Below are 14259 nucleotides of genomic sequence, written 5' to 3'. Positions count from 1 at the left end.
AAACTCGTGTCCCTGATCGCGTCTGACCACTTCCGCATCGTTGTCGGCCTCGGCAAGAGCGGCATGTCCCTGGTTCGCTTCCTGGCGAACCGGGGCGTGGCGTTTGCAGTGGCCGATACGCGGGAAAATCCACCGGAACTGGCCACGCTCAAGCGTGACTACCCGCAGGTGGAAGTGCGTTGTGGCGAGTTGGACGTCGAGTTCCTGTGCCGTGCCGACGAGCTCTACGTGAGCCCCGGCCTGGCACTGGCGACCCCGGCCCTGCAGGCCGCCGCTGCCCGTGGCGTGAAATTGTCCGGCGACATCGAGCTGTTCGCGCGTAACGCGAAGGCGCCGATCGTGGCCATCACCGGTTCCAATGCGAAAAGCACCGTGACCACCCTGGTCGGCGAGATGGCCGCTGCGGCGGGCAAGCGTGTGGCCGTCGGTGGCAACCTGGGTACGCCAGCGCTGGATTTGCTCACCGACGACATCGAGTTGTACGTGATGGAGCTGTCGAGTTTCCAACTGGAAACCACCGATCAACTCAACGCCGAAGTGGCGACCGTGCTCAACATCAGCGAAGACCACATGGACCGCTACAGCGGCCTGCCGGCCTATCACCTGGCCAAGCACCGGATATTCCGCGGTGCCAGGCAGTTCGTGGTCAACCGCCAGGACGCCCTGAGCCGGCCACTGATCGGCGAGGGTCAGCCATGCTGGACTTTCGGCCTGAACAAGCCTGACTTCAAGGCTTTCGGGATCCGCGAAGAAGGCGGCGAGAAATACCTGGCTTTTGAATTCCAGAACTTGATGCCAGTGCGCGAATTGAAAGTTCGCGGCGCCCATAACCAGTCCAACGCCCTGGCGGCCTTGGCACTCGGCCACGCCGTCGGCTTGCCGTTCGACGCCATGCTGTCGGCCCTGCGCAATTTCGCCGGGCTGGAGCATCGTTGCCAATGGGTCCGTGACCTGGATGGCGTGGGCTATTACAACGATTCCAAAGCCACCAATGTCGGCGCCGCGCTGGCGGCCATCGAAGGCCTGGGCGCGGACATCGACGGCAAAGTCGTGCTGATCGCAGGTGGCGATGGCAAGGGCGCCGAATTCAAGGACCTGCGTGATCCGGTGGCGGCCAACTGCCGCGCCGTGATCCTCATGGGCCGCGACAGCGACAAGATCGGCCAGGCCATCGGCGATGCCGTACCGCTGATTCGTGCGGGCTCCCTGGTCGAAGCCGTCGAGCAATGCCGCGCCACTGCTCAAACGGGCGACGTGGTGCTGCTGTCGCCAGCGTGCGCCAGTTTCGACATGTTCAAGAACTACGAAGATCGTGGTCACCAATTCGTCCAAGCCGTGGAGGAACTGGCATGAGTCTTCGAGGCATCATCAAGCCGTACCCATCGCCACTGATCACCGGGCGCGGTATCGACCTCGACTTTCCGATGCTCGTCGGTTGCCTGACGCTGCTGGGCCTGGGGCTGGTCATGATTGCATCGGCCTCCACCGAAGTGGCGGCGGTCCAGTCGGGCAGCGCCCTGTACTACATGATTCGCCACCTTATCTACGTGGTGCTGGGCCTGGGTGCCTGCATCGTCACCATGATGATCCCGATCGCCACCTGGCAACGCCTGGGCTGGCTGATGCTGTTGGGGGCATTCGGTTTGCTGGTGATGGTGATCATCCCGGGGATCGGCCGTGAGGTGAACGGTTCGATGCGCTGGATCGGCTTCAGTTTTTTCAACGTCCAGCCTTCCGAGATCGCCAAGGTGTTCGTGGTGATCTACCTCGCCGGTTACCTGGTGCGTCGCCAGAAAGAAGTGCGTGAGAGCTGGATGGGGTTCTTCAAGCCATTCATCGTGTTGCTGCCGATGGCGGGCCTGTTGCTGATGGAACCGGACTTCGGTGCCACCGTCGTGATGATGGGTGCGGCGGCGGCGATGCTGTTCCTCGGTGGTGTCGGGCTGTTCCGGTTTTCTCTGATGGTGGTCCTGGCGGTCGGGGCGGTGGTGTTGCTGATCCAGATGCAGCCGTATCGAATGGCGCGCCTGACCAACTTTGCCGACCCATGGGCCGACCAGTTCGGTGCCGGCTATCAGCTGTCCCAGGCGTTGATCGCTTTCGGTCGCGGCGAGTGGCTGGGCGTCGGCCTGGGCAACAGCGTGCAGAAACAGTTCTACCTGCCGGAAGCCCACACCGACTTCGTGTTCTCGGTCCTGGCCGAAGAGCTGGGTGCCGTGGGTTCCCTGTGCACCGTGGCACTGTTCGTCTTCGTTTGTATTCGCGGCATGTACATCGGCTTGTGGGCCGAGAAGGCCAAGCAGTTCTTCGCCGCCTATGTCGCCTACGGTTTGTCGTTCCTGTGGATCGGGCAGTTCCTGATCAATATCGGCGTGAACGTCGGCCTGCTGCCGACCAAGGGCCTGACCCTGCCGTTTCTCAGCTATGGCGGCAGTTCGTTGGTGATCTGCTGCGCCTGTCTGGGGTTGTTGCTGCGCATCGAGTGGGAGAGTCGAACCCACCTGGGCAGCGAAGAGATGGAATTCCATGAGAGCGACTTCGCCGAGGAGCCGAACCATGGGCGCTAACGTATTGATCATGGCCGGTGGCACCGGGGGCCATGTGTTCCCGGCCTTGGCCTGTGCCCGCGAATTCCAGTCCCGCGGCTACACCGTGCACTGGCTGGGCACGCCGCGCGGCATCGAGAACGAACTGGTTCCGGCGGCCGGCATCGAACTGCATCGGATCAACGCCAGCGGTTTGCGCGGCAAGGGCAAGTTGTCCCTGCTCAAGGCGCCGTTCATGTTGCTCAAGTCGGTGTGGCAGGCGCGGGCGATCATTCGTCGTTTGCAACCGGCTTGCGTGGTGGGTTTTGGTGGTTATGTGACCGGTCCCGGCGGTGTCGCAGCCAAACTGGCCGGCGTGCCGGTGATCGTTCACGAACAGAACGCCGTGGCCGGTACCGCCAATCGGTTGCTCGTGCCGTTGGCCGCCCGGGTCTGTGAAGCGTTCCCCGACACCTTTACCCTGTCGAGCAGCCGACGGACCACCGGTAACCCGGTGCGCACCGAGCTGTTCCTCGAAACACCGCGACCAGCCCTGGCCGGTCGCAAGGCGCGTTTGCTGATCCTGGGTGGAAGCCTGGGCGCAGAACCGTTGAACAAGCTGCTGCCTGAAGCCCTGTCGCAAGTCCCCGTCGACCTGCGCCCGGACGTGTTCCATCAGGCCGGCAAAAACCACGATGAAGTGACTGCGCAGCGCTACCTCGCGGCTGGCGTCGAGGCGCAAGTGCAGCCGTTCATCAAAGACATGGCCCAAGCCTATGGCTGGGCCGACCTGGTGGTATGTCGCGCAGGTGCGCTGACCATCAGTGAACTGGCTGCCGCCGGTCTGCCCTCGATGCTGGTGCCGTTGCCCCATGCGATCGACGATCACCAGACCCGCAACGCCGATTATTTGGCCCGTGAAGGCGCAGCCTTCCTGATGCCGCAAAGAACGACCGGTGCAGCGGATCTTGCCGCGCGCCTGACAGAGGTCCTGATGCAACCACAACGACTCAACGATATGGCCACTGCGGCCCGCCGCCTGGCCAAACCCGATGCCACCCGTAACGTGGTCGATACCTGCCTGGAGGTGGCCCATGGTTGAGAATCAGAAAGCCATGCCGCAACCGGAAATGCGCCGCATCCGTCGCATCCACTTCGTCGGGATCGGCGGCGTGGGCATGTGCGGGATTGCCGAGGTGTTGCTGAACCTGGGCTACGAAGTGTCCGGTTCCGACCTCAAGGCTTCGCCCGTCACCGAGCGCCTGGAATCTTTCGGCGCGCAGATTTTCATTGGTCACCGCGCCGAGAACGCTGCCGCCGCCGATGTGCTGGTGGTGTCCAGCGCCGTGAACACCTCCAACCCGGAAGTCGCCACCGCGCTGGAACGTCGCATCCCGGTCGTGCCTCGGGCGGAAATGCTGGCCGAGCTGATGCGTTATCGCCACGGCATCGCCGTTGCCGGTACCCACGGCAAGACCACCACCACCAGCCTGATCGCCTCGGTCTTCGCCGCCGGCGGCCTGGACCCGACGTTCGTCATCGGTGGCCGCCTGAATGCAGCTGGCACCAATGCCCAGCTTGGCACCAGCCGCTACCTGATCGCCGAAGCCGACGAAAGTGACGCCAGCTTCCTGCACTTGCAGCCGCTGGTGGCCGTGGTCACCAACATCGACGCCGACCACATGGCGACCTACGACGGTGACTTCAACAAACTGAAGAAAACCTTCGTCGAGTTCCTGCATAACCTGCCTTTCTACGGCCTGGCGGTGGTGTGCCTGGACGATCCGGTGGTGCGTGAAATCCTCCCGCAGGTCAAGCGTCCGACCGTTACCTACGGCTTCGGCGAAGACTGCGACGTGCGCGCCATCAATGTGCGCCAGCAAGGCATGCAGACGTTCTTCACCGTGCTGCGCCCTGACCGTGAACCACTGGATGTGTCGGTGAACATGCCGGGCAACCACAACGTATTGAACGCCCTGGCAACCATCTGCATCGCCACCGACGAAGGCGTCAGCGATGAAGCCATCGTCCAGGGCCTGTCCGGGTTCCAGGGCGTTGGCCGACGCTTCCAGGTCTACGGCGAACTGCCGGTGGACGGTGGCCAGGTGATGCTGGTGGACGACTACGGTCACCACCCGACCGAAGTCGCCGCGGTGATCAAGGCCGTGCGCGGTGGTTGGCCGGAGCGTCGCCTGGTGATGGTCTACCAGCCGCACCGTTACAGCCGTACGCGCGACCTGTACGACGACTTCGTCAATGTACTGGCCGACGCCAACGTCCTGCTGCTGATGGAAGTCTATCCGGCCGGCGAAGAACCGATCCCCGGTGCCGACAGCCGCAAGCTGTGCAACAGCATCCGCCAGCGCGGCCAGCTCGACCCGATCTACATCGAGCGCGGTGTCGACCTCGCGCCGCTGGTCAAGCCGCTGTTGCGTGCCGGTGACATCCTGCTGTGCCAGGGCGCCGGTGATATCGGCGGTCTCGCACCGAAACTGTTGAAAAGTGAGTTGTTCGCCGGTGCCGTTGTTGCATCGGTGGAGGGGAAGTTGAAATGACTGCTGCCTACGCCAACCTCGCCAGCACCGTCGCGCCGAAAGACTTCGGCCGCGTCGCCGTGCTGTTCGGCGGCAAGAGTGCCGAACGCGAAGTGTCCCTGAAGTCGGGTAACGCCGTTCTCGATGCGTTGCTCAGTGCAGGTGTGGACGCGTTCGGCCTCGACGTCGGCGATGACCTGTTGCAGCGTCTGCTGAACGAAAAGATCGACCGCGCCTTCATCATCCTCCACGGCCGTGGCGGTGAAGACGGCAGCATGCAGGGCCTGCTCGAGTGCCTGGGGATTCCCTACACCGGCAGCGGCATCCTCGCCTCGGCGCTGGCCATGGACAAGCTGCGCACCAAGCAGGTCTGGCACAGCCTGGGGATTCCGACGCCACGTCACTCGGTACTGAGCAGCGAAGCCGATTGTATTTCGGCGGCGACGGAACTGGGCTTCCCTTTGATCGTCAAACCGGCCCATGAAGGTTCAAGTATCGGTATGGCCAAAGTGAGTTCCGCGTCTGAATTGATCGACGCCTGGAAAGCGGCCAGTACCTACGATTCGCAAGTGTTGGTCGAGCAATGGATTCACGGTCCGGAGTTCACCATCGCCACCCTGCGTGACCAGGTGTTGCCTCCAATCGCCCTGGGCACGACGCACAGTTTCTACGACTACGACGCCAAGTACATCGCCAACGATACCCAGTACCGTATTCCGTGCGGCCTGGACAGCGCCAAGGAAAAGGAACTCATGGACCTCACGGCGAAAGCCTGTGAAGCCTTGGGTATCGCCGGTTGGGGCAGGGCGGATGTGATGCAGGACGCCGAGGGGCAGTTCTGGTTCCTGGAAGTCAACACGGCACCGGGCATGACCGATCACAGCCTGGTGCCGATGGCGGCCCGTGCTGCCGGCCTGGATTTCCAGCAACTGGTTCTGGCCATTCTGGCCGAGAGCTTCGGCAAGCAAGAGCCGCGAGGTTAAGACCATGCAAGGCGCACAGTTGAGACATCAGCCTACCGCACCCGGTCGCAAGCCGGTGCCGCGGGGTGCCAGCCGAATGGTGGCCAAAGAGCCGATGTCCGCGCGCCTGCCGAAAGCCAACTTTGGCTTTGTCAAAGCGCTGTTCTGGCCAGTCCTGCTGGTGGCGTTGGGGTTCGGTACTTATGAAGGCGCGCAGCGTTTATTGCCGTATGCCGATCGACCGATCACCAAGATCGCGGTACAGGGCGACCTGAGCTACATCAGCCAGCAAGCGGTGCAGCAGCGAATCGCCCCGTTCGTTGCGGCGAGCTTCTTCACCATCGACCTTGAGAGCATGCGCACCGAGCTTGAAACGATGCCATGGATTGCCCACGCCGAAGTGCGCAGGGTGTGGCCGGATCAGGTGGTGATTCGCCTGGAAGAACAACTGCCGGTGGCCCGTTGGGGCGACGAATCGCTGCTGAATAACCAGGGGCAGGCGTTCACACCGCGCGAGCTGGCCAACTACGAACACTTGCCGCAGTTGTTTGGTCCGCAGCGGGCCCAACAGCAGGTGATGCAGCAATATCAGGTACTGAGCCAGTTGCTCAGGCCATTGGGCTTCTCGATTGCGCGCCTGGAGTTGCGTGAACGAGGCAGCTGGTTCCTGACGACCGGCCCTGGCAGTGCCGGGCCCGGGATCGAACTGCTGCTGGGACGCGGCAACCTGGTGGAAAAGATGCGCCGTTTCATTGCCATCTATGACAAGACGCTCAAAGAGCAGATTACGAACATTGCGCGCATCGATCTGCGCTACGCCAACGGCCTCGCTGTTGGCTGGCGGGAACCAGTAGCGCCGACGACAGCCCAACCCGCTGTCGCGAAGAATTAAGAGAGGCAGGACCCCATGGCAAACGTGCAAAGCGGCAAAATGATCGTCGGTCTCGATATCGGCACCTCCAAGGTGGTGGCGCTGGTCGGCGAGGTCGCGGACGACGGCACGCTGGAAATCGTCGGGATCGGCACCCATCCGTCCCGAGGCCTGAAGAAAGGCGTGGTGGTGAACATCGAGTCCACCGTGCAGTCGATCCAGCGCGCCATCGAAGAAGCGCAGCTGATGGCTGGCTGCCGTATCCACTCGGCGTTTGTCGGCGTGGCCGGCAACCATATCCGCAGCCTGAACTCCCACGGCATCGTGGCAATTCGTGATCGCGAAGTCAGCTCCGCCGACCTTGAGCGCGTACTCGACGCCGCCCAGGCCGTGGCGATCCCGGCTGACCAGCGGGTGCTGCACACCTTGCCGCAGGATTACGTGATCGATAACCAGGAAGGCGTCCGCGAGCCACTGGGCATGTCCGGTGTGCGCCTGGAAGCCAAGGTCCACGTGGTCACCTGCGCCGTCAACGCCGCACAGAACATTGAAAAATGTGTGCGTCGCTGCGGCCTGGAAATCGACGACATCATCCTCGAGCAACTCGCTTCGGCTTATTCCGTGCTGACCGACGACGAGAAAGAGCTGGGCGTGTGCCTGGTGGACATCGGTGGCGGCACCACCGACATCGCGATCTTCACCGAAGGCGCGATCCGTCACACCGCGGTGATCCCGATTGCGGGCGACCAGGTGACCAACGACATCGCGATGGCGTTGCGCACTCCGACCCAGTACGCCGAAGAAATCAAGATCCGCTACGCCTGCGCCCTGGCCAAACTGGCGGGCGCCGGTGAAACCATCAAGGTCCCGAGCGTCGGCGACCGTCCGCCGCGCGAGCTGTCCCGCCAGGCCCTGGCCGAAGTGGTCGAGCCGCGTTACGACGAACTGTTCACGCTGATCCAGGCTGAGCTGCGTCGCAGTGGCTACGAAGACCTGATCCCGGCCGGCATCGTGCTGACTGGCGGTACCGCGAAGATGGAAGGCGCCACTGAACTGGCCGAGGAAATCTTCCACATGCCGGTGCGCCTGGGCGTGCCCCACGGCGTCAAGGGCCTGGATGACGTGGTGCGCAACCCGATCTATTCCACGGGCGTTGGCCTGTTGATGTACGGCCTGCAGAAGCAATCCGACGGCATCTCGTTCTCGGGTATCGGCAGCCGCGACAGCTTCAGCAACGAAGAACCCAAAGGTGCCTTGCTCGATCGCATCAAGAGCTGGGTCCAGGGCAATTTCTAAGATTTACCGCAGCACCGCAACACCGTTGTAGATACAGGCAGTAGGCGAAAAAACTAGAGAACGTAAAGGAGAGGGAAAATGTTCGAACTCGTAGACAACATCCCCGCAAGCCCGGTTATTAAAGTTATCGGTGTCGGCGGTGGCGGTGGCAACGCCGTGAATCACATGGTCAAGAGCAACATTGAAGGCGTTGAGTTCATCTGCGCCAACACTGATGCCCAGGCGCTCAAGAGCATTGGCGCGCGGACCATCCTGCAACTGGGTACCGGCGTGACCAAAGGCCTGGGCGCGGGTGCCAACCCTGAAGTAGGTCGTCAGGCCGCTCTCGAAGATCGTGAGCGCATTGCCGAAGTCCTGCAGGGCACCAACATGGTGTTCATCACCACTGGCATGGGCGGTGGTACCGGTACCGGTGCTGCGCCAATCATTGCCGAAGTGGCCAAGGAAATGGGGATTCTCACCGTTGCGGTGGTGACTCGTCCGTTCCCGTTCGAAGGTCGCAAGCGCATGCAGATTGCCGATGAAGGCATCCGCCTGCTGTCGGAAAGCGTCGACTCGTTGATCACCATTCCGAACGAGAAGCTGCTGACCATCCTCGGTAAGGACGCCAGCCTCTTGTCGGCTTTCGCCAAGGCTGACGATGTACTGGCCGGTGCCGTTCGCGGTATCTCCGACATCATCAAGCGTCCGGGCATGATCAACGTCGACTTTGCCGACGTACGTACCGTGATGAGCGAAATGGGCATGGCGATGATGGGCACTGGCTGCGCCAGCGGTCCGAACCGTGCACGCGAGGCTACCGAAGCGGCCATTCGCAACCCGTTGCTCGAAGACGTGAACCTGCAAGGTGCACGCGGCATCCTGGTGAACATCACCGCCGGTCCTGACCTGTCCCTGGGTGAGTACTCCGACGTGGGTAGCATCATCGAAGCCTTCGCTTCCGAGCACGCCATGGTCAAGGTCGGTACCGTTATCGATCCAGACATGCGCGACGAGCTGCACGTGACTGTCGTTGCGACCGGTTTGGGCGCTAAAATCGAGAAGCCGGTGAAGATCATCGACAATACCGTCCACACGTCGATGGCTTCCCAGCCGCAACAACAGGCCCCTGTTCGTCAGGACGCTCCAGCGGTGAACTACCGTGACCTGGACCGTCCGACCGTCATGCGCAACCAGGCCCAGGCCGGTGCTGCGACTGCCGCGAAGATGAATCCGCAAGATGATCTGGACTACCTGGACATCCCGGCATTCCTGCGTCGTCAGGCCGATTGATGAAATGTATCAGGGCTATGAAGGTGATTGGTGTTCAGCAAAGGCGTGGTCTGCTATCATCGCCAGCCTTTGTTGATACCAGTTCGCAATTTGCGCTGAAGCGGCCCAAGCCATGATTAAACAACGCACACTGAAAAATATTATCCGTGCCACAGGTGTAGGTCTGCACTCCGGGGAGAAGGTATACCTGACCCTCAAGCCTGCGCCGATCGACACCGGCATTGTGTTTTGTCGTGCCGACCTCGATCCCGTGGTGCAGATCCCTGCACGCGCAGAAAACGTTGGCGAAACCACCATGTCGACCACACTGGTCAACGGTGACGTCAAAGTGGATACGGTGGAGCACTTGCTCTCGGCCATGGCTGGCCTGGGCATCGATAACGCCTACGTCGAGCTCTCCGCGTCCGAAGTCCCGATCATGGATGGCAGCGCTGGACCTTTCGTATTCCTGATTCAGTCGGCTGGCCTGGAAGAGCAGGACGCCGCCAAGAAGTTCATCCGCATCCTGCGTGAAGTGACTGTGGAAGACGGCGACAAGCGCGCCACTTTCGTCCCTTTCGAAGGTTTCAAGGTGAGTTTCGAGATCGATTTCGATCACCCGGTTTTCCGTGACCGCACACAAAGTGCAAGCGTGGATTTTTCCAGCACTTCGTTCGTAAAAGAAGTCAGCCGCGCCCGTACCTTTGGTTTCATGAGTGACATCGAGTACCTGCGCAAGCACAACCTCGCACTCGGCGGCAGTGTTGAAAACGCTATTGTGGTCGACGCTGATGGTGTATTGAACGAAGACGGCCTTCGCTACGAAGACGAATTCGTGAAACACAAGATCCTCGATGCAATTGGTGACCTCTACCTGCTGGGCAATAGCCTGATTGGTGAGTTCAAGGGCTTCAAGTCCGGCCACGCACTGAACAACCAGCTGCTGCGCAAGTTGATTGAGCAGACAGATGCCTGGGAAGTCGTGACGTTCGAAGACGCCAGCACCGCACCGATCTCTTACATGCGCCCTGTAGCGGCCGTGTAAGTAAAAAACCTCTCTAGTTTTTTAAAGGCTGCCTTCGGGTGGCCTTTTTTTATGTGTGCGAATGTTCATCGCCATCCACTACAAGGCTACTACCCGATTGCGCCCGGTCTCCTTGGCTTGATACAACGCTTTGTCCGCGGCGAACATCAGCACCTCCAGGTTGATGTCGGAGCAGGCGTTCCAGGTGCTGATGCCAATGCTCACGGTAATTGGCGAGTCGGTCCCGTCGATCGGCGGTAGCTGCTCGACGGCCTCTCGAATGCGCTCGGCGATCTGTTGCGCGCCCGCCATATCGGTTTCCGGCAGGACCACCGAAAACTCCTCGCCTCCGTAGCGCGCGACCAGGTCGGCAGGCCGCCTTACGTGGGTGCGCAACACATTGGCCACTGCGCGCAAGGCCTCATCGCCGGCTTGATGGCCGTGACGATCGTTGAAGGCCTTGAAGTGATCGGCGTCGATCATCAGCAGCGACAATGGCTTGCCGGAACGCTGGGCGCGAAACCACTCATGACGCAACGTCTGGTCCAGCGTGCGGCGGTTCGCCAGACCGGTCAAGGCGTCGGTGGCGGCCAGTTGCGCCAGTTCCAGTTCGGCATGGTGGCGCAGGCGCAGTTCGCGGCAGAGCAACCAGGTCAGCCACAGCAGGCACGCACACAGCGCAATCGTGGCCAGGCTGACCACCAGCGCCGTGCGTTGCCACGAAGCAAACACTTCCGCGCCCGACAGCGCCACGATGACAATCAGCGGCAGATTGCCAACCTGGGAAAAGGTGTAGAGCCGTTGATCCTGGTGGCGACTCGAGACACTGCTGAAGCTGCCGTTGCCTTCCTTGACGATGCGCTGGAAGTTGGGGCGACTGCTGAAGTCCGAGCCGGTCAGGTCTTCGCCCAGGCGAGGGACTTGGGCTAGGAGAATTCCATCCTTGTTGATCAGGCTGATCGAGCTGTCAGGACCGATGTTCAGGCTGTTGAACAGCTGTTCGAAGTAGCTCAGGCGCATGGCCGCTTCGGCGACTCCAAGGAACTCGCCCTGGGCGCCACTGATCCGGCGGCTGAAGCTGATGCGCCATTCGTTGTTGGCCAACCGGGACCGAAAAGGACGGCTGATGAACATGCCCGGGTCGCTGTTGTTCACGTGGGACTGGAAGTACTCGCGGTCGGCAAAGTTACCTTTCCTCGGTTCTCGCGAAGCCGAGTCGGCGACTACGTTGCCCTGCTGGTCGAGCAACAGGATGTCACCCTTGTACGGTGCCGCGGTGGCGCGATCGAACAAGGCCAGGTGACGGATCTGCGGGGAAACGTGCATGAGGTCTTCACGACGCGAGGCCGCGATCAAGCCGAGCAAGGAGACGTCATAGAGCTCGATGTTGCGCAGGACGTCGGCTTCGATCAATTGCACAATGTTGGCCGCGGAGCGACTGGCTGACAGTTCGGCATTGGCGCGTTCACGCACCAGCAGGAACGCCACGATGCCGAGGATGGCAATCACCATCAAGACGCTGCCGACAATCACCAATCGCTCGGAACGCGTGGATGGGGTTGTGGGGTGAAATGTCGCGCTGCGCTCGCTCATGGTTCTGGCTTCTGCTGTCTAGGCGTCGGGAACATTCTTTTACAAGAATCGGGCAGCGTCCCGGACACCCGTCATATCCACCGCCTCCCTGCGCACTCCGGATAAAAAAAGGCCAGCAAAACGTGCCGGCCTTTTGTTTACTGAAGCTTAGAAGACATTGAGCGGGTAGTCGAAAATCACCCGGTATTCGTCAGTGTCCTGATCCAGTGCGCCATAACCGTTGCCACCCCGGTTCGTTGCCCATTGCAGGCGTAGGGCAAGGTTTTTCGCCTGGCCAGCCTGGACCACGTACTTGAGTTCGATGTCGCGCTCCCAGTGCCTGGCGTTTTTGCCGTCGGCGCTATACCAAGCGCTGTACCCTGGGCTGTCTGGATCGACTTTGGTCAGGTCCAGCTTGCCTCGGGAGTAGGACAACGCGGAGGTCAGTCCCGGCAGGCCGAGTCCGACAAAGTCATAGGCGTACTTGAGTTTCCATGAGCGTTCGTTGGGGCCGTTGAAGTCCGAGTATTGCTGGGAGTTGTCGAGGAAGACGCTATCGCCCTGGCTGATGTAGTCGAATGGGGTGTTGCCATTGACTCGCTGGTAAGCAGTGGTGACGCTGTGATTGCCGATGCCGAGGGTGAAATGCAGGCTGTAGGTGTTGTTGTCGATGTGGCCGAGCAGCGCGTCACCGGTGTCTTGCGTGTGATAGAAGTGCAGGCCTGGGTTGAGGCTGACCACCTCGTTGAGCGCATAGGTGTAATCGAGGTCGTAGTAGTACTGGTTCCAAATGTCCTTGAGCTCGGCGGCATACAGGCTGCTGCTCAAGCCGGGCAGACCGCTCCAGGCCACGCCTGCCCAGTTGAGATGCCGGCTCTCGTCACCTTCGGCCAAGGTGCCGTAGGACGTGCCGATACGGGTATGGCCACTTTGGTTATACGGCTTGGTGAAGCTCGCTTGCCCACCCTCTATCAGCCAGCCGTCGAAGCTGTGGTTGGTCAGGCTGACCCCGCGAAAGGTCTGCGGCAACATGCGGGTCTCACCGCCGGCAATCACCGGATTGGCGAGAAACAGGTCACCGGCCTTCAATTCGGTATCGAAGGCACGCATTTTCAGGGTGCCGCCTGCGGTGGAGAAAGAGCCCGGTGCCTTGCCGTTGCCATCGCTGACCGGCAGGATGCTCGAATTGTCCGTGCCACCGCCACCGTCGAGCTTGAGCCCAAGCATGGCATGTGCGTCGAAGCCGAACCCGACGCTGCCTTCAGTGAAGCCCGATTCGAAGATGCCCAGGAAACCCTGGCCCCATTCAATATTGTCATCGGCCTGCTGCTGGCGATTGCGGTTCATGTAGTAGTTGCGCGCGTTGAGGGTGAGGCTGGCGTCTTCGGCGAAACCTTGGGCAGCTGAATTGTCGGTGGCGTGAGCATTGGCCGTCATCGTTGCAGCGATTGCAACGAACAGCGCAGGTGAACTGAGTGGGAAACGCACGGGGGTAAAGCTCCTGGGTCAGCGGGGAACAGCACTTTTCTTGCAGTCGCAGAGGTGTCTTGTTGGCGAAAAAAGGACGCGGCGGGTGGCAAAAACCACAACGAAAAAAAGCCGCTGACAGCAGCGGCTTTGAAGACAACTTTTCAATGGGAAGAGCCGTTGAAAAGTGTCGAGGGAAACTGGAGCGGTGAGCGGCGATCAGCTGTCTTTCTCAGCCTGCTTGGCCTGGACGCTCGACGCTTGTGGGGCTTGGGTGGCCTCCTGGGCTTTGGCGGTCATCTCGATCTGGTGCTCTTCGTAGGCTGCCGCCCGGGCGGCATTTTGCGCGACGAAGGCCTGCGACTCTTCGGCCATGGCGAACGGAGACAGGAACAGAGAAGACAGAACGAAAGCGCTGGCAATACCCATACTGTTGGACATCTTTTAAACCTTCTTGCTTGGCAAGTGCTGTTTGGTGCGGGCAAAGATAAGGGGCTTGAGGGAAAGGAAAAAGAGCGGATTCATGAAAGGACTGTTACCTAAAGAGCAAAGATCGAGCTTCCGACACAACGCGCGGGAAAGATTTTTTGTAGGAGCCAGGTTTGCCGGCGAAGGCGTCCTGACAGCTGGAGCTAATCTTTCAGGTGTACATATCCAATTCTGCGGTAACGGCCACCTATGGTTTCGCCCTTACGGCGAGTCACTTGGAAAAACGGAACGCCGCCCGGCCCTAAGTAACCAAGGGCTCTTGCCCCTG

Annotated in this window: 12 protein-coding genes and 1 pseudogene; 10 read left to right on the top strand and 3 right to left on the bottom strand. The window is 60.9% G+C overall.

The annotated features are described in order from the left end of the window. The first annotated feature begins 6 nt into the window (after nucleotides 1-6). From murD to lpxC, 9 genes are all read left to right on the top strand, one after another. Nucleotides 7-1353, top strand: coding sequence for a UDP-N-acetylmuramoyl-L-alanine--D-glutamate ligase (murD, locus tag AC3WWR_RS10880; RefSeq protein WP_432668569.1), 1347 nt, complete (start codon nucleotides 7-9; stop codon nucleotides 1351-1353). After that, nucleotides 1350-2567: a putative lipid II flippase FtsW gene (gene ftsW, locus AC3WWR_RS10875; protein WP_020800848.1), complete on the top strand. Its 1218-nt coding sequence runs from the start codon at nucleotides 1350-1352 to the stop codon at nucleotides 2565-2567. The genes murD and ftsW overlap by 4 nt, the downstream gene beginning before the upstream one ends. Further along, nucleotides 2557-3627 (top strand): undecaprenyldiphospho-muramoylpentapeptide beta-N-acetylglucosaminyltransferase, encoded by a 1071-nt coding sequence (murG, locus tag AC3WWR_RS10870; protein ID WP_020800849.1) that lies wholly within the window; start codon nucleotides 2557-2559, stop codon nucleotides 3625-3627. Before ftsW ends, murG begins: the two co-directional genes overlap by 11 nt. After that, the gene (gene murC / locus AC3WWR_RS10865) at nucleotides 3620-5080 is read left to right on the top strand and encodes a UDP-N-acetylmuramate--L-alanine ligase (RefSeq protein WP_020800850.1); all 1461 of its coding nucleotides are present in this window, start codon (nucleotides 3620-3622) and stop codon (nucleotides 5078-5080) included. The genes murG and murC overlap by 8 nt, the downstream gene beginning before the upstream one ends. Then, the gene (locus tag AC3WWR_RS10860; protein WP_083349735.1) at nucleotides 5077-6042 is read left to right on the top strand and encodes a D-alanine--D-alanine ligase; all 966 of its coding nucleotides are present in this window, start codon (nucleotides 5077-5079) and stop codon (nucleotides 6040-6042) included. Before murC ends, AC3WWR_RS10860 begins: the two co-directional genes overlap by 4 nt. Before the next feature lie 4 nt (nucleotides 6043-6046). Further along, nucleotides 6047-6913 (top strand): cell division protein FtsQ/DivIB, encoded by an 867-nt coding sequence (locus AC3WWR_RS10855; protein ID WP_033040309.1) that lies wholly within the window; start codon nucleotides 6047-6049, stop codon nucleotides 6911-6913. Nucleotides 6914-6928: 15 nt separating this feature from the next. Beyond that, complete coding sequence (gene ftsA / locus AC3WWR_RS10850; RefSeq protein ID WP_008060298.1) at nucleotides 6929-8188, top strand: cell division protein FtsA; 1260 nt, start codon at nucleotides 6929-6931, stop codon at nucleotides 8186-8188. A 78-nt stretch (nucleotides 8189-8266) separates the two neighbouring features. After that, complete coding sequence (ftsZ, locus tag AC3WWR_RS10845) at nucleotides 8267-9460, top strand: cell division protein FtsZ (protein WP_020800853.1); 1194 nt, start codon at nucleotides 8267-8269, stop codon at nucleotides 9458-9460. 112 nt (nucleotides 9461-9572) lie between these two features. Further along, complete coding sequence (gene lpxC / locus AC3WWR_RS10840) at nucleotides 9573-10484, top strand: UDP-3-O-acyl-N-acetylglucosamine deacetylase (RefSeq protein ID WP_008060300.1); 912 nt, start codon at nucleotides 9573-9575, stop codon at nucleotides 10482-10484. Between the two features lie 78 nt (nucleotides 10485-10562). Here the strand turns inward: lpxC and AC3WWR_RS10835 are convergent, their stop codons facing one another. The 3 genes from AC3WWR_RS10835 to AC3WWR_RS10825 all read right to left on the bottom strand — a co-directional run bounded on the left by AC3WWR_RS10835 (nucleotide 10563) and on the right by AC3WWR_RS10825 (nucleotide 13943). Next, on the bottom strand, nucleotides 10563-12056 hold the full coding sequence (locus AC3WWR_RS10835) for a sensor domain-containing diguanylate cyclase (RefSeq protein WP_033040313.1): 1494 nt from the start codon (nucleotides 12054-12056) through the stop codon (nucleotides 10563-10565). A gap of 147 nt (nucleotides 12057-12203) precedes the next feature. After that, the gene (locus tag AC3WWR_RS10830) at nucleotides 12204-13472 is read right to left on the bottom strand and encodes an OprD family porin (protein ID WP_093935845.1); all 1269 of its coding nucleotides are present in this window, start codon (nucleotides 13470-13472) and stop codon (nucleotides 12204-12206) included. Between the two features lie 249 nt (nucleotides 13473-13721). After that, nucleotides 13722-13943, bottom strand: coding sequence for a hypothetical protein (locus AC3WWR_RS10825; protein WP_179055788.1), 222 nt, complete (start codon nucleotides 13941-13943; stop codon nucleotides 13722-13724). An 82-nt stretch (nucleotides 13944-14025) separates the two neighbouring features. On the opposite strand from AC3WWR_RS10825, the pseudogene AC3WWR_RS10820 reads away from it, so the two are divergent. Beyond that, nucleotides 14026-14259, top strand: a pseudogene (locus tag AC3WWR_RS10820) (hypothetical protein); the annotation flags it as partial.

It is taken from the genome of Pseudomonas sp. EB271-G4-1, assembly GCF_058791355.1.
Note: the sequence above shows the minus strand (reverse complement) of the source record. Positions and strands in the feature narration are given on the sequence as shown.